Origin of the sequence: Pseudomonas abietaniphila, assembly GCF_039697315.1 — a bacterium.
Lineage (GTDB): Bacteria > Pseudomonadota > Gammaproteobacteria > Pseudomonadales > Pseudomonadaceae > Aquipseudomonas > Aquipseudomonas abietaniphila_B.
Genome location: NZ_CP155619.1, coordinates 4,169,110 through 4,190,223, shown reverse-complemented (window position 1 = coordinate 4,190,223; position 21,114 = coordinate 4,169,110). Strand labels below are relative to the sequence as shown.

At 59.6% G+C, this 21,114-nt stretch carries 21 protein-coding genes; 13 read left to right on the top strand and 8 right to left on the bottom strand.

Going from position 1 to position 21,114, the window contains the following annotated elements; genetic code table 11:
- Positions 1-479: 479 nt before the first annotated feature.
- From ggt to ABDX87_RS18500, 3 genes are all read right to left on the bottom strand, one after another.
- Positions 480-2,147, bottom strand: coding sequence for a gamma-glutamyltransferase (gene ggt, locus ABDX87_RS18510; protein WP_346829186.1), 1,668 nt, complete (start codon positions 2,145-2,147; stop codon positions 480-482).
- A 300-nt stretch (positions 2,148-2,447) separates the two neighbouring features.
- Complete coding sequence (locus ABDX87_RS18505; RefSeq protein ID WP_346829185.1) at positions 2,448-3,347, bottom strand: NAD-dependent epimerase/dehydratase family protein; 900 nt, start codon at positions 3,345-3,347, stop codon at positions 2,448-2,450.
- A 227-nt stretch (positions 3,348-3,574) separates the two neighbouring features.
- Complete coding sequence (locus ABDX87_RS18500; protein WP_346829184.1) at positions 3,575-4,531, bottom strand: DMT family transporter; 957 nt, start codon at positions 4,529-4,531, stop codon at positions 3,575-3,577.
- 112 nt (positions 4,532-4,643) lie between these two features.
- Between ABDX87_RS18500 and ABDX87_RS18495 the strand changes: the two genes are divergently transcribed.
- The gene (locus tag ABDX87_RS18495; protein WP_346829183.1) at positions 4,644-5,522 is read left to right on the top strand and encodes a LysR family transcriptional regulator; all 879 of its coding nucleotides are present in this window, start codon (positions 4,644-4,646) and stop codon (positions 5,520-5,522) included.
- A gap of 155 nt (positions 5,523-5,677) precedes the next feature.
- Here the strand turns inward: ABDX87_RS18495 and ABDX87_RS18490 are convergent, their stop codons facing one another.
- Positions 5,678-6,574 (bottom strand): LysR family transcriptional regulator, encoded by an 897-nt coding sequence (locus tag ABDX87_RS18490; protein ID WP_346829182.1) that lies wholly within the window; start codon positions 6,572-6,574, stop codon positions 5,678-5,680.
- A 116-nt stretch (positions 6,575-6,690) separates the two neighbouring features.
- Positions 6,691-7,254 carry a TetR/AcrR family transcriptional regulator gene (locus ABDX87_RS18485; RefSeq protein ID WP_346829181.1) on the bottom strand — a complete coding sequence of 188 codons (564 nt, stop codon included), beginning with the start codon at positions 7,252-7,254 and terminating at the stop codon, positions 6,691-6,693.
- Between the two features lie 93 nt (positions 7,255-7,347).
- Here ABDX87_RS18485 and ABDX87_RS18480 point away from each other — a divergent pair, with 93 nt between their 5' ends.
- Both ABDX87_RS18480 and ABDX87_RS18475 read left to right on the top strand, forming a co-directional pair.
- Positions 7,348-7,992, top strand: coding sequence for a glutathione S-transferase family protein (locus ABDX87_RS18480; RefSeq protein ID WP_346829180.1), 645 nt, complete (start codon positions 7,348-7,350; stop codon positions 7,990-7,992).
- Between the two features lie 84 nt (positions 7,993-8,076).
- Positions 8,077-9,048 carry an alpha/beta fold hydrolase gene (locus ABDX87_RS18475; RefSeq protein WP_346829179.1) on the top strand — a complete coding sequence of 324 codons (972 nt, stop codon included), beginning with the start codon at positions 8,077-8,079 and terminating at the stop codon, positions 9,046-9,048.
- A gap of 44 nt (positions 9,049-9,092) precedes the next feature.
- Here ABDX87_RS18475 and ABDX87_RS18470 read toward each other — a convergent pair whose 3' ends face one another.
- Both ABDX87_RS18470 and ABDX87_RS18465 read right to left on the bottom strand, forming a co-directional pair.
- Positions 9,093-9,677: an NAD(P)H-dependent oxidoreductase gene (locus ABDX87_RS18470; protein WP_346829178.1), complete on the bottom strand. Its 585-nt coding sequence runs from the start codon at positions 9,675-9,677 to the stop codon at positions 9,093-9,095.
- 201 nt (positions 9,678-9,878) lie between these two features.
- Positions 9,879-10,643 (bottom strand): sulfite exporter TauE/SafE family protein, encoded by a 765-nt coding sequence (locus ABDX87_RS18465; protein WP_346829177.1) that lies wholly within the window; start codon positions 10,641-10,643, stop codon positions 9,879-9,881.
- A 126-nt stretch (positions 10,644-10,769) separates the two neighbouring features.
- Between ABDX87_RS18465 and ABDX87_RS18460 the strand changes: the two genes are divergently transcribed.
- Together ABDX87_RS18460 and ABDX87_RS18455 are read left to right on the top strand one after the other, a co-directional pair.
- Positions 10,770-11,693 carry a LysR substrate-binding domain-containing protein gene (locus tag ABDX87_RS18460; protein ID WP_346829176.1) on the top strand — a complete coding sequence of 308 codons (924 nt, stop codon included), beginning with the start codon at positions 10,770-10,772 and terminating at the stop codon, positions 11,691-11,693.
- Positions 11,694-11,753: 60 nt separating this feature from the next.
- Positions 11,754-12,098 (top strand): cupin domain-containing protein, encoded by a 345-nt coding sequence (locus ABDX87_RS18455; RefSeq protein WP_074756107.1) that lies wholly within the window; start codon positions 11,754-11,756, stop codon positions 12,096-12,098.
- Between the two features lie 291 nt (positions 12,099-12,389).
- Here the strand turns inward: ABDX87_RS18455 and ABDX87_RS18450 are convergent, their stop codons facing one another.
- Positions 12,390-13,208, bottom strand: a complete 819-nt coding sequence (locus tag ABDX87_RS18450; RefSeq protein WP_346829175.1) for an isocitrate lyase/PEP mutase family protein — start codon at positions 13,206-13,208, stop codon at positions 12,390-12,392.
- 145 nt (positions 13,209-13,353) lie between these two features.
- On the opposite strand from ABDX87_RS18450, the gene ABDX87_RS18445 reads away from it, so the two are divergent.
- The 8 genes from ABDX87_RS18445 (at position 13,354) to ABDX87_RS18410 (ending at position 21,007) form a co-directional block, all read left to right on the top strand.
- Positions 13,354-14,463: an alpha/beta hydrolase gene (locus tag ABDX87_RS18445; protein ID WP_346829174.1), complete on the top strand. Its 1,110-nt coding sequence runs from the start codon at positions 13,354-13,356 to the stop codon at positions 14,461-14,463.
- 15 nt (positions 14,464-14,478) lie between these two features.
- On the top strand, positions 14,479-15,408 hold the full coding sequence (locus tag ABDX87_RS18440) for a ThiF family adenylyltransferase (RefSeq protein WP_346829173.1): 930 nt from the start codon (positions 14,479-14,481) through the stop codon (positions 15,406-15,408).
- Positions 15,409-15,452: 44 nt separating this feature from the next.
- Complete coding sequence (locus ABDX87_RS18435; RefSeq protein WP_346829172.1) at positions 15,453-16,676, top strand: MFS transporter; 1,224 nt, start codon at positions 15,453-15,455, stop codon at positions 16,674-16,676.
- Entirely contained in the window at positions 16,651-17,316 is a 666-nt protein-coding gene (locus ABDX87_RS18430) for a GNAT family N-acyltransferase (protein ID WP_346829171.1), read from the top strand. Before ABDX87_RS18435 ends, ABDX87_RS18430 begins: the two co-directional genes overlap by 26 nt.
- Positions 17,317-17,338: 22 nt before the next feature.
- Positions 17,339-18,634: a diaminobutyrate--2-oxoglutarate transaminase gene (gene ectB, locus ABDX87_RS18425; RefSeq protein ID WP_346829170.1), complete on the top strand. Its 1,296-nt coding sequence runs from the start codon at positions 17,339-17,341 to the stop codon at positions 18,632-18,634.
- Positions 18,634-19,344: a TenA family transcriptional regulator gene (locus ABDX87_RS18420; RefSeq protein ID WP_346829169.1), complete on the top strand. Its 711-nt coding sequence runs from the start codon at positions 18,634-18,636 to the stop codon at positions 19,342-19,344. The genes ectB and ABDX87_RS18420 overlap by 1 nt, the downstream gene beginning before the upstream one ends.
- A 9-nt stretch (positions 19,345-19,353) precedes the next feature.
- Entirely contained in the window at positions 19,354-19,800 is a 447-nt protein-coding gene (locus tag ABDX87_RS18415) for a cupin domain-containing protein (protein ID WP_346829168.1), read from the top strand.
- A 283-nt stretch (positions 19,801-20,083) separates the two neighbouring features.
- Positions 20,084-21,007 carry a LysR family transcriptional regulator gene (locus ABDX87_RS18410; RefSeq protein WP_346829167.1) on the top strand — a complete coding sequence of 308 codons (924 nt, stop codon included), beginning with the start codon at positions 20,084-20,086 and terminating at the stop codon, positions 21,005-21,007.
- Positions 21,008-21,114 lie beyond the last annotated feature (107 nt).

Genomic DNA, 21,114 nt, shown 5'->3' with positions numbered 1-21,114 from the left:
CGGAGCGTCCAGGGATGCATTCCCACGCAGAGCGTGGGGACGATCAGAAACCTGTGGGAGTGAGCTTGCTCACGAATGCTGAATTTCAGCCGCAGAATATTTTGCGGATGTACCGGCCTCTTCCTGAGCAAGCTCACTCCCACAGTGGTTTGTGGCGCTCAATTGTTCAGCGTCAGACACAAATCCTGTAGGAGCGCGCTTGCCCGCGAAACTTGAGCACAGGCGACAAAGGTGCGTCGGATGTACCGGCCATTCGCGGGCAAGCGCGCTCCTACAAGGTTATTTGCCGCTGCCTGATCCGTGGCCAAACCCAAATCCTGTCTTGATCGTTCCCACGCTCCGCGTGGGCATGCAAACCGTGACGCTCCGCGTCACCCCAACACGGACGCGGAGCGTCCAGGGATGCATTCCCACGCAGAGCGTGGGAACGATCAATGCGGCGTTATCTGATCGGAGGCCGGACGATCATCCCGACGCGTTTACTTCACCACCCTCCCCACGCCCCTGCCTCGCGGGTCGGAGGCGGTTTCGACTTTCGTGCCGTCGATTTTGATCGCCTGCACATTGCCCATCGACCAGCCTTGGTCCTTGAGCGTATAGCCCATGGTCTGCAGCTCTTCGACCACCGGCGTGGGCAGCGGCGCGAATTTCTCGGTGAAGATTGTGTCCTTCGGCAGCAACTGATGATGCACGCGTGGCGCCGCCACCGCGTCTTTCAACGGCATGTGGAAATCGTAGAGGTTGTTCAGCACCTGAAAGACCGTGGTGAAGATCCGCGACCCGCCCGGCGTGCCCAGCACCAGCGTTACGGCACCGTCGCGTGTCACCAGGCTTGGGCTCATCGACGACAACATGCACTTGCCGGGCTCGATGGCGTTGGCATCGCCGCCCACCACGCCGAAGGCATTGGCCACACCCGGTTTGGCGCTGAAATCGTCCATCTCGTCGTTCATCAAGAAGCCCGCGCCCTTGACCACCACACCGCTGCCGTAATCCCAGTTCAGGGTGTAAGTGTTGCTGACCGCGTTGCCCTTGGCGTCGACGATGGAGAAGTGCGTGGTCTGGTGCGATTCAAGACCGGCCTTGATGTGCTCGGTGGGAGAAATGGCGTTCGGGTTAACCTCATGGGCGCGTTGAACCAGATACACATGGTCGGTCAGCTGGCTCACCGGCGCCTGAGAATAGTCAGGGTCGCCGAGGTAATTGGCGCGGTCGGCGAACACCCGCTTTTCGATTTCCGCCAACAGGTGAATGTAACGCGCAGAGTTGAGCGGCACGCCCTTGAAGTCGTCACTCAATTGCTGCTTGATGCCGATAAGCTGCGCCAATGCCACACCGCCCGAACTGGGAAGCGGCGCGGTATAGAGTGTGTTTCCGTCGAAGTTCACCCGCAACGGCTTGCGCCATACGGCCTTGTAATCGGCCAGGTCCTGCTTGGTGATCAGCCCGTTGTCGCGCTGCATCTGCGCGACCAGCAGGTCGGCTGTCTCACCCTGGTAGAACTCGTTCGCGCCTTTGTCCGCGATCCGCTCAAGCGTCTTGGCCAGCTCCGGCTGACGAAATGTGTCCCCCGCCTTCATGCCGCCGAAGTAGTCGCCAAAGTTGGTCTTGCCCTCGAGCTGCTTGATCGCTGCTTCGCCGTACAGGTATTGCTTGTCGGCCACTGTGAAACCGTTTTTCGCGTAGCCGATGGCGGGTGTCAGCAGCTCGGCCCACGGCAGCTTGCCGAACTTCTGATGCGCTTCCCACAGCCCCATCACCGTACCGGGCACGCCGGATGCGCGCGCCCCCACCAGGCTCATGCCGGGGATCACGTCGCCTTTCTCATCCAGGTACATATTGCGGCTGGCGGCTTTGGGCGCGGTTTCGCGGTAGTCAAGGAAGTAAGGCTTGCCCTTCATAAACAGGGTCATGAACCCGCCCCCGCCGATGTTGCCTGCTTCGGGGTAGGTCACGGCCAGTGTGAACGCCGTCGCCACTGCGGCATCGACGGCGTTGCCGCCTTTTTTCAGGATTTGCGCGGCGACGTCGGCGCCGTACTGGTCAGGTGCTGCAACGGCCCCACCTTCCAGCACGACGGCGTACACAGGCGAACTGACGGCAAAGATGACCGACAAGGCGAGGGTCTTGAGTGTCACGACTCGCATAGGGCTTCCTTAATGAGCGGAGGCGACAGCTTCGTACGCGCGTGCTGTATGGAAGCTGTCTGAACGCTGACGAGACTAAAGGTCCAGTCACTCATTAATGATGAAACTTCCCGTAAACGCAAACGGCCACCCTGAGGTAGCCGATTTCCACACGTCAATGCAGGAGAGCGCTTGCCCGCGATCGGCTGCGCAGCAGTCGCCAATCTTTCTGGCCCGGTTGCCTCTGAAACATCGCGTTATCCGGTTTTACTGCCGCTGCGCGTCAGATCGCGGGCAAGCGCGCTCCTACAGGTCTGCGACTCAGGCTTTGAGCATGTCGTGCTTGATCCAGTCGAGCACCGAGGTGGTCTTTGGCGCCCAGCCCAGCAACTCACGAGCGTTCTTGCCGCGCACCCGGCTGTTGGAGCCCAGGCCGTAGTTGGCCATTTCGTAGCCCCACTCCGCTTCGGCATCCTTCAGCGGCCAGTCTTGCGCCTTGCCCAGATGCATCGCCTCTGCGATGGCGTTGCTCATGTCGAGGAACGAGGCTTCGCCGCTTTCGACGAAGTAGAAGGTGCCCGCCGGACTCTTTTCCAGCGCCAGCGCATACAGCTCGACCACGTCATTGATGTGCACGTTGGACCAGATGTTGCCGCCGGTGCCGACGTGGCGAACCACGCCACTTTTGCGTGCCTGCTTGACCAGACGCGGCAACTGCACGCTGTCACGGTTAACGCCCAGGCTGTGGCCGTAGATCAGAGTGTTGCAGAGCACCGCCGAACGCACGCCGTCTTTCGCTGCGGCAATCACCAGATCGTCAATGGCCACGCGGGCGGCCTTGTCCGGCGTTGCAGCGGGCAACTGACCTTCGTAGTAGATCTTGTCGGTACCTTTGCCGCCGGACGCATCGCCGACAATGCTCGACCCGCTGGTGTGCAGAAATGGCTTGTTCGAGCCCTTCAATCCTTCGATCAGCGCCTCGACCGCACCCCGGTGATCGCTGCTCGCCGCGTTGATCACGACATCGGCTTTACGGGCTTGCTCGATCAGCAGCGTGGTGTCGTCCAGCGTGCCGATCACAGGGACGATGCCGAGGGCTTTGAGTTCTTCCGCCTGCTCGGCGCTGCGCACCAGCCCCGTGACGTGATGACCTTTCTTGACCAGGCCGGTTGCAATGGAGCCACCGATAAAACCTGCGGCGCCGGTGATGAAGATGTTCATGAGCTGACTCCTGCTGAGTAAGTGATGGACTTAGTATCGGCGCGTCATTCGTTGCGAAAAAGACAGGTCAGGCCAAATGACTATTGCCTGCAGATCACGAATCACACTCAGATCTCTGAGCACCGCTAATCCTGTGGGAGCTGCCGGAGGTTACGACGGTGGCGAAAACGGCCTTTCTGACACATCGCATCCGCCACCGTCGCCACCTCCGACACTGCTCACAGTGCTCATCGAGCCGCCTGAACAACAGAGGCAGGTATCACTCGCTCCCGCCGCAGATTCAGCGCCAGCACGCTGCTCAACACCACCAACGACCCCACGATCACCATCGCTGACGGCATTTCGCCCAGCAGCACCGAGGCGATGGCGATCGCCATCGGCGGGGTCAGGTACAGGCTCATGGAGGCTCGGCTGACCTCCATGTGTTTCAGCACATACGCCCACGCCAGGTACGCCAGCGCACTGGGGAAAAATCCCAAAACGCCCACGGCAATGTTCACCCGCAGTGGGGCATTCACGATTTCGCCCACCAGCCCAGGCAGGTACACCAGTAGAAAAAACGTCCCCGCCCAGACCGTATAACAAACCATGGTCAGTCCGTCATAACGGTGGCTGTAGCGCTTCTGCAACGAGAAGTACACGCTCCACGAAAACGCCGCGAGCAAGACCAGCAACCCCCGCACATCAATGTGCCCAAACCCACGATCACCGGTGATGACAATCGCGACGCCCACCAGCCCCCACGCCACGCATGTCCAGCGCCAGGCGCTGACGCGTTCCTTGAATACAAAGTGTGCAAGCAGTGCAGTGAACAGCGGCATTGATTGAATCAACACGCTGGACGCGCCCGCCGTGACGCCGGCCTGGCCGAAGTTCAGCGCAATGTGGTGCAGGCTGACCGCGAAGAAACCGAGCACAGCCAGCAGCGGAAGGTCTCTAAGACGCGGCAGAGAGATGCGCAGTGAAGAGGCGATGATCGCCATGAAGACCGAAGCAATGATAAAGCGCAGCAGCGCCAGATGGCCGGGGTCATACCCTTGCAAGCCGATGCGAATCCCGGTCGGCGAAAAACCCCAGCATGCCACCACGAAAAACGTCGCCAGGGCCACTTTGAGCCCCTGCCAGCGCACAGCCGACCCTTCAGAACCGCTTACGCCTGCAACCGGCTCACTCACCACGCTCATGTCGATGCTCCCGTCCGCGAGCCGTTTGCCCGCGCTTGGCTGCGAGTATCGAAACAACCTATGCTCACCACAACCGAACAATAATGACTCAACCGTTCACTTTAGGTGATGCATGGAACTGGCCCAGATTCGTATGTTCAAGACCGTCGCCGACACCGGCAGCATCGCGCGTGCCGCCGAGGTGTTGCATTGCGTGCCGTCGAACATCACCGCGCGCATCAAGGCGCTGGAAAGCGAGTTGGGGACCGAGTTGTTTTTTCGCCATGGTCGAGGGCTGCGCATCAGCCCGGCGGGAGAGATCTTCCTGACCTATGCGGGCCGCATGCTCAGCCTCGCCGAAGAAGCCAAGCGTGCCGTACACCCGGACGCCACGCCGTCGGGACCTCTGCGCATCGGCGCTATCGAATCCTCCGCCACGTCACGCTTGCCCCGATTGCTTGCACGCTTTCACGCGCGTTACCCGGACGTGTCCCTCGAGTTGACCACCGGCACAGGCCCGCAATTGCTGGAGGCGACGTTGAACCACAAGCTCGACGGCGCGATTGTCGCCATCGACGTCAAACGGCCACGGTTGAAGCGAACGTCGATGTACCGGGAGGACCTGGTGTTGATTGCCGCCGAATCACTCGGCCCGATTCGCAGCGCGGCGGACTTGGAGGGCAAGTCGATTTTCATGTGGCCGGAAGGTTGCCCTTACCGCGCGGCGCTCGAGCGCTGGTTGCTGAACAACGGGCAGACCCAGCCGATCATCAGCATCGCCAGCTACGGCACCATCGTCGGTTGCGTCAGTGCCGGCGCAGGCGTCGCGCTGGTGCCCAAGGGCGTGTTCGAGCAGTACCACAAAGGCTCGGGCTGGGTCGGTTACGAATTTCCCGAACTGACCTCCATCGACAACCTGTTCTACTGGCACGAAAACGCCGAGCATCACCCGGCGCGGGAGGCGTTCGTGGAGATGTTGAAGGCGGAGTTCAGTGGAAGTCGAAGCGCATGACTGCCGGTTCAAGTCGCTCTGATGCAGACCTGTGGGAGCGAATTCATTCGCGAGATGGGCATGAAGTCGACAGAGACGTGTCGACTATACCGACCAATCGCGAATGAATTCGCTCCCACAGGATCGCGTTTGCCCCGCCCCTGCTCGACGGAACCTCACGCCGCATAATTCGCCAGCTTCTGCTGAATGAAATCCAGAAAACACTGGATCCTCAGCGCCAGTTGCGAGTTGCGGTAGTACACCGCGTGAATCGGCTGGCGATAGCCGCTGTTGGCCTGCGGCAGGATGACCTTCAGACGTCCCGAGCGGATGTCCTCGTGGGTCATGAAGTGCGACAGGCAGACGATGCCCTCGCCTGCCAACGCCAGCTGACGCAAGGTTTCGCCGCTGGACGCGGACACGGTCGGATGAATGAACAGGCGATCACCATCCGCATGGCGCAACGGCCAGTGGTTGAGTGTTTCCGTCTGCGTGAACCCCAACAAGGAATGCCCGCTCAACGCCTCAACGGTCTTGGGCGTCCCGTGTTCTTTCAGGTAATCGGGGCTGGCGAGGATGTTCAACGGGCTGGTACCCAGCGAGCGCGCGTGCAGGGTCGAGTCCGCCAACGCACCGATGCGAATCGCCACGTCCGTGCTTTGTTCAAGCAGGTCGATGATCAGGTCGTTGCTGTTCAGCTCCAGCTGAATGTCCGGGTACAACGACCGGAACTCAGCCACGTACGGGACGATGGAATGCAGCATGAACGGCGACGCGGCGTTGATCCGCAAACGCCCGGAGGGCGTCTGCTGCCGATGCGACATGCGTTCTTCCAGCTCTTCCATCTGCCCCAGAATCTGCTTGGCCCGCTCCAGGAAAAACTTGCCCTCTTCGGTCAGGTCCATACGGCGTGTCGTGCGGTTGATCAGCGTGGTGTCGAGCTTGGCTTCCAGTCGCGACAAGGTGCGACTGATGGCCGACGGCGTCTGGCCAATCTGCTCGGCAGCGGCCGAAATCGACCCGCTTTCAATGACCGACACGAACACCTGTAACTCATCGGATCTGGCTTTCACTGTTGTCCTCCGCTCAAAACAGACTGCAGATTAGCCTCGTTTTTCGCAAAAGCCACATCACCACCGACGTCTCTCTCAATGCTCTGCATTCAAGCCCCCCAGCATGCCCGTCGTCCTCAAGGCAACAGGCCTGCCGTCCGGTATGCCTGGACGGTGGCATCAAAGACTCCGATGTCATCCCGTCCTCGTGCAACGAGTTGCGCGCCTTCCACAGCGGCATAGATCGCCAACGCCTGCTGCTGTTTTTCATCATCCGAAAGTTGAGGGCGGCAAATGGACAAGACGTCACTCAGCCAGCGCACGTTGACGTCGGTGAAGGCGTCCACTTCTGCTCGAACTTCTAGAGGCAAGTCGTCGTACTCGGCGGCCATGATTCCGCAGAGGCACATTCGGTTGTCATTGACCAAGGCCATACGAAAAATCTCGGTGTAGCCCTTCATCCACAGATTCAGGTCATCAGAATCCGCGCGCAATCCCGTCAGGTACGCCAGACCGTCTTCGGTGTATCGCTTGGCGAGGGCCTGCCCCAGATCGCCCTTGGTGGGGAAATGGTAGTGAATGCTCGCGCTCTTGATGCCGACCTCTTTTGCCAGCTCACGAAAGCTCAAGCCGTTGTAGCCGCGGGTCTGCACCATTTTTCGGGCAGCCGCCATGATCGTTTCACGGGTATCCGTCGTCACATTTTACCTTCCTATCGATAGATAGACGTTGACAATTCAAATCTTCTCGGCGCAGTGTATACCTACCGATAGGTAGACAGCTATGGAGCTCGCATGAAAGTTTTCGATATTCCCGGTTTCCCCAATCCACTTCGCGTCCGGATCGCCCTTGCTGAAAAAGGCCTGGCGTCCAAAGTCGAATTCATCACGATTGATCTGCCTGCGGCGGAGCACAAACAACCGGCGTTTCTAGCCATCAATCCCTTGGGCACCGTCCCCGTGTTGCAACTCGACGACGGCACCCACATCTCTGAATGCACCGCCATCACCGAATACCTCGACAACCAGGACGGCAACCCGGTCCTCACCGGTAAAACACCGAAGGAAAAGGCCATCATCCACATGATGCAGCGGCGGGCAGAGTCCGAACTGGAAAACCCGATCGGCTTTTACTTCCACCATGCCACGCCTGGCTTGGGCGCAGCGCTGCAACCGTACAAGAGCCCCGATTGGGAAGGCCGTGTCGAGTGGGGCAATCGTCAGCGCGAGAAAGCCGTTGCGGGCATGAGGTACTTCGATGACGTGCTACGCAGCCAGCCTTATGTGGCAGGTGATCACTTCTCCATGGCCGACATCACCGTGTACGCCGGACTGGTGTTCGCAGGCTTTGCCGCCATCGCCATTCCCGAAGAATGCACAGCTCTGGTGGCCTGGCAAGCGAAGGTCCAAGAACGCCCAAGCGTAAAAAATCCGGCCTGATTGCACACTGCCCCGACCCAACCGGATCGGGGCTGTTCGTTCGACATCGACTACTTCAAACAACACTTTTTCCGGGACATCTCCATGATCGTTTTCAACTCCCGTCGGGCGTTGCGCCAGACCTTGGCCATCGCCGCGCTGACAGCTGCCTGCGCAACGCTGAATGCCCAGGCCGGCACTCCACCTCCTGCACCCAGCAACACCCACGGTTACACCCACCAAACCGCCCCGACACAGTTCATCGACGTCGATGGCGCTCATCTGGCCTACCGCCGGTTCGGCAAGACAGGCGGCGTGCCTTTGGTGTTCCTTCAGCATTTCGTCGGCAACCTGGACAGCTGGGACCCGAAAGTCATCGACGGCTTCGCCCGCGATCGCGAAGTCATCCTCTTCGACAACGCAGGCGTCGCCAGCTCAAGCGGTGAAGTGCCGAAGACCATCGAGGACATGGCCAGATTCGCCGCCGGGCTGCTCCAGGCGCTGGGCGTGAAAAAAGCGGACCTGCTCGGTTTCTCGATGGGCAGTCTGATTGCTCAGCAGGTTGCTCTCGATCACCCGGACGTCGTGCGCCGCCTGATTCTGGTCGGCTCATCGCCCCGTGGCGGTGTCGGCATGGCGTCGCTGACCCCGGAATTCCAGGGTTATCTGGCGAAGAAACGAGAGGTGCCTGACGAACTGTTGCTCGATGTCTTCTTCACGCCGAGCGCTGCAAGCCAGGCCGCAGGGCGAGAGTTCCTGACCCGGCTGCGAGCCCGCACCGTGAATCGCGATATCGACGTCAGCAGCCAGACGGCCCCGGCACAGGCAACGGCCATCGCCGGCTGGGGCGCGCCATCCGAGCACGCAACTGACTACCTCAAAGCGATCAAGCAACCGACACTGGTGGTCGCAGGCAGCAACGACATCGTGTTCTACACCGTCAACGACGTCACCCTGCAGCACAACCTGCCGAACGCGCAGTTGGTGATCTATCCGGACTCCAACCATGGAGCGATCTACCAATACCCAGACCTGTTCGTCAGCCACGCCACACTGTTCCTTAACGGCGTGAAGTAAACCGTGGGCACGTCATCGGTTCACGCCGATGACGCCGCCTCAGATCAGCACCCGAAGACCGACGCCAGATGCGCCTCGTAGCGTTTCACGTCGGCTTCAATGTTCGGCACTTTCATCACGTCTACGGCAAGGAAAGTCGGCAGACCGGTCATGCCGAGGAACTGATTCGCTTTGTGGAACGGGAAGTAGACAGCGTCCACGCCCTTGGCTTCGAAGAAGTCGGTCGGGTCGTCGAACGCCTGCTGCGGTGCGTTCCAGGTCGCCGAAATCATGTATTGCTTGCCTTGCAGCAACCCACCGCTGCCGTACTTCTGCGAGTTGTCTGAGCGGGTGCGGCCATCGTTTGCGTACAGGCTGCCATAGCCTTCGGTGAACACCTCATCGATGTACTTTTTCACCGTCCACGGCGCGCCCATCCACCAGCCTGGCATCTGCCAGACAATGACGTCGGCCCAGAGAAACTTCTGCACTTCTTCGGCGACGTCGTAACCACCGTCGATGAAGGTCTGTTTCACATCGAAACCCGCGCGGTCGGTGAAGGCCAATGCAGCGTCGTGCAAGGTGGCGTTGTAACGACCTTCAGAGTGAGCGAATTGTTTGCCGCCATTGATGAACAGGATTTTTTTCATTGAAAGCCTCGTCGTGGCCCGACCGTCATCCTTCACGGAAGAGGAATGCGTTCGAGCGCGAGTAATAAGAAAGGGGAATTGGAATGGGCTGCAGGATATCGATTCGAAGGGACCGAAATAAGCCGAAGTGAGGCAAAAAACATTTGCGCTGGACGCACGAATTGAAATGGCATTGTTGACTTGGAATGCCCTCCTTAACATTCAGCCGCTGATCAACAGATGCAGGCCCAACAGGGCCATGCCTACAAAGAACACGCGCTTGAACAGCGACGCGCTGATGCGCTGGCGCAACCATTGACCGAGCATCATGCCGATCAGCGCAGGGACCACCGCCAGTAGCGAGGCGGTCATTTCGGCGCCACCCAGTGCGCCATTCCAGAACAGCCCGGCGCCCAACGCCAGGCTGGACACGGTGAAGGACAGGCCCAGCGCCTGCACCAGTTGATTGCGGTCCAGTCCCAGCCCTTGGATATAAGGCACGGCGGGAATCACGAACACACCGGTGGCCGAGGTGATGAGTCCGGTGATCAACCCGCACAGCGGGCCCAGCCAAGGCTCAACTTGAGGCGGCACCTTGAGCGTGTGCAGAAACAAACCGCACAGCGCATAGACAAACAACGCGCCACCGAGCGCACGTCCCATCGAATGCGCACCGCCCATTCCCAATCCGTAAGAACCCAATCCCGTCCCCACCGCGATCATGACCAGCAACGGCCACAGGCGCCTCAGTGAACTGCGCAAGTGCCCGCCTGCCGCCAGTTGCCAGACATTGGTAAAGGTCGAAGGAATCAACAGCAACGCGGCAGCCTGTGTCGGCAACATAGCCATGCCAAGTAACCCCATGGCGACGGTGGGCAGGCCCATGCCGATCACACCCTTGACGGTGCCCGCCAGCAGGAAGGCGAACAACACCAGAGCAGTCAGGCTCCAGCCGATGTTTTGGTACAGCGAGAAAAAGGTAGTCATCGGCGCATCCTGCGCGGGTCTGCCCGGTTTGAAAATCTGCGATATATTGATTCAGCCTTCGCTTTTAACAGAGCCTGATGTTGCACTGCGCCTTCGCGTGACGTTCAACCTGTGGGAGCAAACCCCATGCATTTCGACCTGATTGACCTGAAGCTTTTCCTCAACGTGACCGAGGCCGGCAACATCACGGCGGGTGCCGCGCACAGTCATCTGTCTCTGGCCTCGGCCAGCGCGCGGATTCGAGGGCTGGAATCTTCACTGGGCATCGCGCTGCTCGAACGTGGCAGGCGCGGGGTAACGCCGACCGCCGCAGGCAAGGCCCTGGCCCAACATGCACGGCTGATTCTGCAGCAGGTCGAACGCCTGCAAGCCGACCTCACCGACTACGCGCAAGGCTTCAAGGGTCAGATTCGCCTGCTGTGCAACACGTCTGCGCTGAGTGAACACCTGCCCGAACGTCTGGCCGACTTTCTCGCCCGTCATCCCAACATCGACCTCCATCTGGAAGAACACCCCAGCCTGCGTATTCTGCATGCGGTGCGTCACGGCACGGCTGACATCGGCATCATTTCCGACGCGGTCGACGCCAGCGACCTGCAAACCGTACCGTTCTGCACTGACCCGCTGACGCTGATCATGCCGGCGAACCATCCACTGGCCGATCACGACAGCCTGCGCTTCAGTCAGACGCTGCACCACGAGTTCGTCGGGCTTGGGGTCAACAGTGCCATGGCGATTTACCTCGAAGAACAGGCGTTGCACCTGGGCCGTCGACTGAAAACCCGCGTGCGCGCGGAGAGCTTCGACGGGGTGATGCGCATGGTCGTGCGTGGCGCCGGTCTGGGTGTCGTGCCTCAAGCGGCCGTCGAGCGCTTTCAGCAAGCCGACCAACTGAAAAGCGTGCCGCTGAGCGACCGGTGGGCCGACCGTACACTGCTGCTGTGCGCGCCTGATTTCGGCCGACTGCCTGAATACATCAATGCGTTGCTGCGCCATTTGACCCCGGAAACTGCGTTTCTGGGCACACCGATGTCGAGCTCAGACAACTGACGCGGCAACGGCGCCCCTAAGGTGTGCGAGCGCAACTTTCGCCACCTTTCTGGAGCTGTCATGAGCAACCCGATCATCGTTCTTCGCGACACCACGCCACTGCCCGTCGTCGACGCCTGCAAATGGGAACGCATCGGCGGCGACCCGCACACTGTCAACCTCAACGCCTACACCAGTGCCGACGGTGAAAAGATCATGGGCACCTGGATCTGCACACCGGGCAAATGGTATGTGGAATACGTGAAGTGGGAATACTGCGACTTCCAGGAAGGCTATTGCATCATCACCCCGGAAGGCAAAGACCCGATTCACCTGAAAGCCGGTGACAAGTTCATCATCGAACCGGGCATGAAAGGCACGTGGGAAGTCGTGGAAACCGTGCGCAAGTATTTCGTGTTTGCGTGATCGGCTGAATCAAAAGGGAGACTGAACCACCGCGTTCGTCCGGAGTGCGGTCCAGTGTTGTGGGCGGTATTTCGACGGATGTGGTGGGTCAGCGCCATTGAGGGTGCCTGACCGACCGCATTCGTCCGAAGTGCGGCCCAGACCCTCGTAACCTCCGACTGCTCCTACAGGTTTCGCGTCGATCCGATACGTTGTGGATGACATAGAACCGGTGGGAGCGAGCTTGGTCTGGGCGGCACTCCGACGAAGGCGGCGGGTCAGCATCACCGGAAGTGACTGACCCACCGCATTTCAACGCATGACCTTGTCCAGATGCTCCAACGGCAGCGCCCGCTGCATATAATCCAGTCCGGTCAGTTGATCCAGCTCTGCCAACACCATCGAGATTTGCTTATAGGCCGCGCGAAAGAGCGAGCTGCCCAGGCTGACCCGTTGAATGCCAGCCGCCCGCAAACGGTCGATGGTCATGCGCGGCGCCGGCAGGACGTTGATCGGTTTGAACAACTCGCTCTGCACAGTCTTCAGGTCTTCCATGCTGCGCAACCCGGGCGCGAACAGGCAATCGGCGCCCGCCGCTTCAAAAGCCACCAGTCGCTTGATGACTTCACTCAATGAATAGTCGTTCTGCCCAAGCAGGTAATCAGTGCGTGCGGTCACGACGAAATGGGGATTGCGGGTGCGTACTGCCTCACACGCCGCGCCTACGCGCTCGCAGGCTTGCTCGACGCAATAGAAGACCGGCGCTTTCGGGTTGCTGTAATCGGCGATGTCCTCGATGGACGCGCCGCCGCAGCCCATGTCCGAGATACGTCGAAAATTGCTTTCCACCCCTTCCGGCGTTCTTGCCAGACCGTTTTCAAGGTCTGCGCTCACAGGAATCTGGACCGCGCGCACGATGCGGTCCAGTGCCTCGAACTTCATTTCGTCGTCCATGGCGGGCGACGAGTCGCGGTACCCGCGCGTAAAGGCAATGCCCGCGCTGGTGGTCCCCACACTCGGATAACCCAGTTGCTCGATCAGACGCGCACTCCCCTCGCACCACGCGTTGGGCATCACGAAGAGTGGGCTGTCAGGCCGGTGTAAGTCGTTGAATCGTTTGCTCGCATTCATGGATGAATTCCCCCTGAACGCAAGATTAAGTGCCGGGCCGGTGATTACCCATTCAGAAAAAATTAATCCGTTTAAAAAAACGTGAACAGACAGGGGCCGGGGATCGTGAAAGTCTTGCCCCACCTAACGCCCTGGACGCCCTTCCATGAAACGGACTGCAACCGCTTTATTGCTTTCACTCGCCTGTACATTGACCTTTGCCGCACAAGTAGAACCCGTTAAAACATCCACTTCAGTCGCTACCGAAAGTTCGAAACTTCATACATTCAAACTGCCGGACTCGCCGATTAATATCGCGCTATGGGAAGACAAAGCCCGTGGCCCGAATCGCGCAATGATCAAAGAATCCCAAGTGGTTTTATTTGTTCACGGCGCCACGATTTCCGGCAAGTTGTCCGCCGGTTATCCCATAGATGGTTATTCCTGGTCTGGCGATGTTGCCAACTCCGGGCGCGACGCCTGGGTGGTGGATCTGCCCGGTTATGGCCGCTCCGACGACTACCCCGAGATGCGTAAGCCGGACGCCGGCACCACTAAGGATCCGGTGGGCAATGCCAAGAGCCTGGTGCCCGTGCTGGACGCCACGGTCGACTACATCCTCAAGCAGAGCGGCGCCCGGAAACTTACGATCATCGCCACCTCCCGAGGCGCGATTCCCGTGGGCTATTACGTCACGGCACACCCGGAAAAGCTGGACAAAGTGGTCTTCAACTCGCCCATCGTGCGCCGCGACGGCATCGACCCGGCGGTCATCAAAAGCCTGTTCGGCAATGCTGACCGACCCAGCCTGAACTTCTATGAAATCCCCATGGACAAGCGCCTCGCCATGCTCACAGACGATCGCCCGCAAGGCACCGACGTGCAGCTGGAAGACGACTTCATCAAGCATTGGCCGAGCGACTCCCTGTCAGAGCGCGGCACCCGCCAAGGCACGATAAAAGTACCCGGCGGATTCGCTCAGGATATCTACGACGCCTGGCACGGTACTTATTGGGACCCGGCCAAAGTGACAGTACCCGTATTAATTACACGCGGAGATTACGACCATGTTTTAACCCCGCGCGAAGACACCGACTGGTTATACAGCCACCTGACTAACGCCCCCAGTAAGCGCTCGGTGTTAATTGATAAAGGCACGCACGCCATGTTGTTTGAAAAGAAGCGTTTTGAACTGTATCGCGAAGTTCAAGTATTCCTCGACGGACCCTATACCCCGCTTGCACTGACCTGCAATTTCTGCGGCGGCCGCAATTAATCAAGGAGCAAGACCATGCTGAAGAAAGCACGCATCGTGACGCTGGAAGGCGTCCTCAACCAAAAAATCTACGACGAACGGGTGTCCCGCAGCGGCTGCTTCCTGGGCAACACCGTGCTTGAGCAGGTCGCCAATCAGGCCAAGCTGTCCAATGCGGTGGTCGGCGTGGCAGGCGCAGGCGGCATTGGCGGCGCCGTTGCGCTGGGGCTGGCCCGACTGGGCGTGCGCCATATCAAGATCGCCGACCCGGATTCTTTCGAGATCAGCAACATCAACCGCCAGTTCGGCGCCTCCGTGAACACCGTCGGCCGTAACAAGGCTTTGGTGGTGGCCGAGGAAGTCCACAAGCTGGCCGGCGACGTGACCATCGAAGTGTTTCCGGAAGGCATCCAGAAACACACCGCCGACGCGTTCGTGGAGAACTGCGACCTGGTGCTCGACCAGATGGATTTCTACAGCATCGGCGAACGGTATGCCCTGCACCGCGCCTACCGCAAATCGGAGAAGTGCAAAGGCATGCTCGCGTCGTCGGTGGTCGGCTGGGGCGCGAACATCTACAAGTTCGAAAAGGACGGTTTGACCCTGGAGGACTTCTACGGGATTCCCGAAGACGTGCAGATGACTCCCGACCTCGTCGACAAGCTGGTGAAGCTGCAGGCGTCCTATCAGCCACGTTTCCCGAGCATCCCGGACATCTACGGCTGGATGCAGGACACCGGCAACGTGCCGATCCTGTCCATCGCACCCACCGCCTCCCACTACCTGATCCTCTGCCGCTCGACCCTGATGCTCTGCGACCTGGAAGGCGCGCCTTACAGCACACCGCTGCCCGCCATGCCCAAGTACTACTGGTTCGACGGCTCGACCTTCGACAACGGGATCTACGAGTTCAACGGCGAGTGGGCCAACCCGGACGAACACCAGAAGCACTTCAACGTTGCCTGATGACAACGGCCCTCGTACGCGAGGGCCACACCGAGGTAAGTGCCTTGAACGCGACAACCCGCCTTCACGAAACCCGCGACATCGGTCTGTTCCTGACAGGATCGGGCCTGTGGTTCATCTGCGTGGGCATTCAGAGCATCTTCCTGCCCTGGGTGCTGATCAGCGTTCTTCATGCCTCGCCCTTTCAATTCGGCGTGGCGCAGATGTGCCTGATGCTCCCGGTGCTGGCGCTGGTGATTTACGGCGGCTACCTGGCGGACCGGCATCCGCTGCGTCGCCTGCTGACGCGCCTCTACCTGATCGCCGCGATGGTCGCGTTGCTATTCGCGGCCTGGTGCTTTCAAGGTTCGCTGAGCTATTCAATGGTGCTGATGTACTCGCTGCTGTTCGGCGTACTTTCCGCCTTCTGCGCACCGGCCCGGGAAGCCTGGCTCAACGTGCTCGGCCAGCGGCAGTTGCAGAAAATCGTCACGATCAATATCGGCATCGAGTTCGGCATTCAGGTGATGGGTTATGCCCTTGGCGGACTGGTGTCGTGGCTCGGCGTCAGCGTGATGTTCCTGCTGCTGGCGGTGCTGTTTCTGACCGCTTCCGTTTCAGTGGCACGGATCTCCACGACCACCTTGGCCAAGCCGCAGTCGGACCTGCTGACCGAAACCCGCGAGGCCTTTCGCTTCTCGGTGAAACACCCGGTGATCTTTCCGGTGCTGTTGCTCAACGGGCTGATCGGGGTGTTTTTCCTGGGTTCGTACTTCGTCGTCATGCCGCTGCACCTGTCTCAACTGACAGACTACGACGCCTCTTTGCTGGCGACCGCGAACATCGTGTTCATGGTCGGACTGATCGCATCCATCGCCACGCTGGTGCTCGCCGGCGGCGTGCAGAACAAGCCACGCATGCTGATCGTGAGCTGCGTTTTGGCCTCGCTTGTCCTGGTCGTCATGCCCTACGTGTTCAACCGCTGGCTGCTGCTCACGCTGCTGTCTGGATGGGGGTTTCTGGGCGGCATCGCGCTGAGCATGGGCCAGACCCTGATTCAGGAAAACGCCCCCGCGCGCAACAAGGCGCAAGTGCTGGCGCTGCTGATGCTGTTCTTCATGGGCGGCAACCCGGTCGGATCGTTTCTGCTGGGCACGCTGCTCGAGTACTGGGAAGCCACTTCGGTGGGCGTCATCACCGCGACGGTCATGATCCTGGCCATCGCCGTCATCTCGTATACCTACAAACTCTGGGGTTCGCACTATGACCACATCAACGCTGCCACTTGATTTCCCGGTGCCGACGCGGCGCACCAATCAGGTCTATATCGCCAGCACCGAACCGGACCTGGCCAAGGTCCAGGCGATCTGGGAGGAAGTCTACAAAGAAGAACTGGGCTGGCTGGATGAAACCAACACCGACCCACGCAACGATCGCTTTCACGCCTCGTCGGTGTACCTGCTGGCCACCGGCAGCGAAGGCGAACCGGTCGGCGTCATGCGCATGGTGATCGACAGTGCGCAGGGCTTGCCGGTGGAGAATTTCATCGACATCACGCCACTGCGCCACGCCGCGCAAGGGTCGCTGGTGGAGTGCGCGAGACTGATGGTCCCTGCGCGCTACCGCGATCAGAAGTTTGCCGCCTATCCCCACGGCGTCTTTGCCGCGCTGGTGAAAGCCGCCCTGCATCACTGCCTCAAGGAGAAGAACTACAACGTGCTCGCCAACTGCTTCCTCGACACCCGAACCACGCCCATCAAGGCGCTGGTGCAGATGGGCTTCAAGGACCTGAATATCCGCTTTCGCGATGAGCTCAAAGAGGCCTCCGAATGCACGGTCCTGCACCTGGACATCAAAGACATGCTGTCGATCTTTTATGGCCAGGAAAACGGGTTGGGCAACTACATCATGATGCGCAATGCAGGCTGACGCGCTGCACGGGACGGAACCTATGAACACCTCGACTTCCATCTACCAGCTTGAATCCAACGTGCGTTCCTATTGCCGGGACTGCGACGTGGTATTCGCCACCGGACGCGGCGCGACCCTCACCGACGTCCAGGGCCTGAGCTATGTCGACTTCTTTGCCGGCGCGGGTTCCCTGAACTACGGGCACAACAACCCGCACCTGAAAAAACAGCTGCTGGCGTACATCGAACAGGACGGCGTGACCAACACGCTGGACTTTCACAGTGACGCAAAATCCCGGTTCATCGAGCGCTTCGAGCAGGTGATCCTCAAACCTCGTGGCATGCACTACAAACTGCAATTCACTGGCCCGACCGGAACAAATGCCGTGGAAGCCGCGTTGAAGCTGGCGCGCAAAGCCACCGGACGATCCACTGTCGCGGCGTTTACCCACGCGTTTCACGGCGTCTCACTCGGCGCACTGGCCGCGACCGCCAACGGCGACAAGCGGAGTGCGGGCGGCGTCGAATTGTCGAATGTGGTGCGCCTGCCGTACGACGGTTTCTTCGGCCCGGACATCGACAGCGCCGACATCATCGCAACGCTCTACAGCACCGCTGGCAGCGGCTACGAAAAACCGGCGGCGATCATCCTCGAAACCGTTCAGGGCGAAGGGGGTTTGAACTGTGCCTCGACGCACTGGCTAAAACGGATCGAGCAACTGTGCAAAGACCTCGGCGCACTGCTGATCGTCGATGATATCCAGGCAGGCTGCGGGCGCACCGGCAGCTTTTTCAGCTTCGAGCCTGCGGGCATTTCGCCGGACATTGTCTGCCTGTCGAAATCCATCAGCGGTTACGGCCTGCCCATGTCGCTGGTGCTGATCAAACCCGAGCACGACTGCTGGGCGCCCGGCGAACACAACGGCACCTTTCGGGGCAGCAACCCGGCGTTCGTCACGGCTTGCGCGGCACTGGATTACTGGCAGGACACCCGGCTGCAAGACACCATCGGCGTGTACTCGCGGCTGATCCGCACGGCACTGGACACGCTGGTTGCGCAGACCTCGCCCGGCACGGCGCAGGTCGTGGGACGCGGCCTGTTCATGGGCCTGAAATTCAGTGACCCCGACATCGCCACCCGACTCGTCAGCGCCTGTCTCGAACACGGGCTGCTGGTGGAAACCTGCGGTCCGCAAAGCGAGGTGCTGAAGCTGATGCCACCTCTGACCATCGACGCAAACACCCTGACCCTGGGTCTGGAAAAACTGCAGCAAGCCTGCCTGAACGTCCTCTGCGTCCATACACCGACTGTCACCGCCCTGCGAGGGATCGCTTGATGAACAACATGACCCAACGCTTCGACATGCAGTACACCTATCAGAACGACAGCGACTTCATCCTTCAGGAACTCGCGCAACTGAAAGAGGAAATGATCGACCAGATCTCGAGGCATCCGTTTCTGATCGAATGCCGCAACGGGCTGGCGTCGCTCGACCGGCTGAAAGCCTTCATGGTGCAGCAGGGCAAGTACAGCCGGCATTTCACCCGCTACATCTGTCAGTTGATGGCCAACCTGGAGTCCAACGAAGACATTCTGCACCTGCTCGACAACCTGTTTGAGGAGATGGGCTTTGGCGAGGTCAGCGAACCGCCTCATTCACAGATTTACCGCGACATGCTGCTCAACTTCGACTTGCAACTGGACGCCTTCCCGACACGGCCTTCAACGCAGCGCCTGATCAACACGATGATGAATTTCTGCAAACAGCCCGAAGGCATCTATGGGCTGTCCGCGCTGTGCCTGGGCGCAGAAGCCATCGTGCCGTCGCTCTACAGCGACATCGTTGCCGGTCTGGTCAAACAGGGCGTCGCCCTCGAGGACTTGAAGTTCTTCACCCTGCACATCGAGTGCGACGACGGCCATGCCGACACGATGCTGGCTATTCTTTCGCGATTGATCATCGAAAAGCCGACGCTGTTTGAAGTGGTCAGGCACGCCGCGTTCCTGATGATTCAGGCGCGCCTCGAATTCCTCGACGACATGTGAGAGACGATCATGACCCAACACAGATTTCTCTCGAGCCCCATCCCGTCCAGTCTCGAATCTCTGGACCGGCATGAACGCCTGTTGCACGAGTCGGTACGTGAAGCGGGACGGCTCAAGCTGTCCGCTTCCCGAATCAATTCGCGCAAACCGGAGGTGCACCCCGTCAGTCTGCCGGCCAGGACGATGAACATGAGCGTGGGCATCTTGCGCCCGTTGCAGGGTTCCGACCTGCAGCGCCACAACTACGAGACGCTGATGTACATCACTGCAGGATCGGGTTTTTCGCTGATCGGCGAGACTCACGTCGCCTGGACGGCGGGTGATGCGATCTACATTCCGGTCTGGCAATGGCACAAACACGTGAACACCAGTGAAACGGTGGAAGCGACCTACGTCGCGTGCGAAAACACCCCGCTGTTGCAGACGCTGGGCATCGCGTTGCGCGAGCAGGGTTGACCCTGTTTCAGTTGCTTCTCATTTGCACCGAACGGGCCGGTTTATCCGGCCCGTGCGGGCACACCCGAGCATTGTTCTTAAAAGGTATTTACGCGACGAATGTCATGTTTTCCAACCTTGCTAGCACTTGCACATCACCGGCTAATCGGCTCACCATGAGCGCGATTACAGACACGGCCAAACGCACGGCGCAGACCGACGCGATCATTCAAGCCACCACAAGAAAACGCGGGTAATGGACTGATTTCAACCGCCCGGGATCAGCCATTCCAGGAAAAACAGCATGTCTCGAATTTTCGATGTTGATACCAACCTCTGGCGCACCTTCAAATCAGTCAGCGAAACCCGCAGCATCACTCGGTCATCCGCTGCCCTTTGCAAGACGCCACCGGCCATCAGCATGCAAATCAAAAAGCTGGAAGAGCTGCTCGATCTGCAGCTTTTCGTGCGCGGCGATCACGGTTTCAGGCTGACGCCGATCGGCGAAGAAGTGCTGATGACCGCCGAAAAGATCCTGACCATGAACGACAACCTGTTCAGGCTCAAGGACAAGGTCAACGCCTACGAACTGCGTCTGGGCCTGCCCGACGACTACTCGCTGTTCTTTCTGCACGACATCATTCGTTCACTGAACTCGATGGAGCCGACCATTCACCTCAATGTGACCTGCAAGACCTCGCTGCTGCTGATGACCGACATCGAGCACGGCAATCTCGACATGGCAATCATTGCCACGCCGGAGGGCCAGCTCGTGGCCAACTCGGAACACATTCGCTACGAAGCATTGAGCTGGATCGGCGAGGAAGAGCTGATGCAACCGGGCCAGCCCTTGCCCCTGGTGCACTTCCCGGAAGGCTGCATCTGTCGCGAGATTTCGGTCAATGCGCTGAGGATGGCGGGCATCGAGGCGCGCGTGAGCTTTACCTCGGACTCCAACTTTTCAGTGTTCAATGCGATCAATGCCGGCGCGGGCATCGGCGTCAGCGAACGCTCGTTGATTCCCAAAAAAACGCCCGTGATCGACAGCTCGCTGTTGCCTGAACTGCCGCGCATTGAAATGAGCACTGTGGCGAACTACGAGCGCATCCCGAAACACACCCTGTCTCAGGTGTCCGCGAAGATCAAAGCGTGCATCAACGCCAGTTGCGATCAGCTGGTATTGAACAGGCAACACAGCGAACCGTTGATGAGACAGAGCCTGTTCTGATCCCGCAACGTGCGGCTGATTTAGACGATCTGTTGCATAAAGGCGACTTTCAGACGCCGAAAAGCAGGCTTGCGGGCATAACATGGGAACCATCGCGAGGGCCCAAC

What these genes read in the sequence shown, in the direction of transcription:
- ABDX87_RS18505 (WP_346829185.1), bottom strand. Translation starts at nt 3,347, where the DNA reads ATGAACATCTTCATCACCGGCGCCGCAGGTTTTATCGGTGGCTCCATT.
- ABDX87_RS18445 (WP_346829174.1), top strand. Translation starts at nt 13,354, where the DNA reads ATGAAACGGACTGCAACCGCTTTATTGCTTTCACTCGCCTGTACATTG.
- ABDX87_RS18430 (WP_346829171.1), top strand. Translation starts at nt 16,651, where the DNA reads ATGACCACATCAACGCTGCCACTTGATTTCCCGGTGCCGACGCGGCGC.
- ggt (WP_346829186.1), bottom strand. Translation starts at nt 2,147, where the DNA reads ATGCGAGTCGTGACACTCAAGACCCTCGCCTTGTCGGTCATCTTTGCC.
- ABDX87_RS18465 (WP_346829177.1), bottom strand. Translation starts at nt 10,643, where the DNA reads ATGACTACCTTTTTCTCGCTGTACCAAAACATCGGCTGGAGCCTGACT.
- ABDX87_RS18410 (WP_346829167.1), top strand. Translation starts at nt 20,084, where the DNA reads ATGTCTCGAATTTTCGATGTTGATACCAACCTCTGGCGCACCTTCAAA.
- ectB (WP_346829170.1), top strand. Translation starts at nt 17,339, where the DNA reads ATGAACACCTCGACTTCCATCTACCAGCTTGAATCCAACGTGCGTTCC.
- ABDX87_RS18455 (WP_074756107.1), top strand. Translation starts at nt 11,754, where the DNA reads ATGAGCAACCCGATCATCGTTCTTCGCGACACCACGCCACTGCCCGTC.
- ABDX87_RS18500 (WP_346829184.1), bottom strand. Translation starts at nt 4,531, where the DNA reads ATGAGCGTGGTGAGTGAGCCGGTTGCAGGCGTAAGCGGTTCTGAAGGG.
- ABDX87_RS18475 (WP_346829179.1), top strand. Translation starts at nt 8,077, where the DNA reads ATGATCGTTTTCAACTCCCGTCGGGCGTTGCGCCAGACCTTGGCCATC.
- ABDX87_RS18480 (WP_346829180.1), top strand. Translation starts at nt 7,348, where the DNA reads ATGAAAGTTTTCGATATTCCCGGTTTCCCCAATCCACTTCGCGTCCGG.
- ABDX87_RS18450 (WP_346829175.1), bottom strand. Translation starts at nt 13,208, where the DNA reads ATGAATGCGAGCAAACGATTCAACGACTTACACCGGCCTGACAGCCCA.
- ABDX87_RS18460 (WP_346829176.1), top strand. Translation starts at nt 10,770, where the DNA reads ATGCATTTCGACCTGATTGACCTGAAGCTTTTCCTCAACGTGACCGAG.
- ABDX87_RS18440 (WP_346829173.1), top strand. Translation starts at nt 14,479, where the DNA reads ATGCTGAAGAAAGCACGCATCGTGACGCTGGAAGGCGTCCTCAACCAA.
- ABDX87_RS18415 (WP_346829168.1), top strand. Translation starts at nt 19,354, where the DNA reads ATGACCCAACACAGATTTCTCTCGAGCCCCATCCCGTCCAGTCTCGAA.
- ABDX87_RS18495 (WP_346829183.1), top strand. Translation starts at nt 4,644, where the DNA reads ATGGAACTGGCCCAGATTCGTATGTTCAAGACCGTCGCCGACACCGGC.
- ABDX87_RS18420 (WP_346829169.1), top strand. Translation starts at nt 18,634, where the DNA reads ATGAACAACATGACCCAACGCTTCGACATGCAGTACACCTATCAGAAC.
- ABDX87_RS18470 (WP_346829178.1), bottom strand. Translation starts at nt 9,677, where the DNA reads ATGAAAAAAATCCTGTTCATCAATGGCGGCAAACAATTCGCTCACTCT.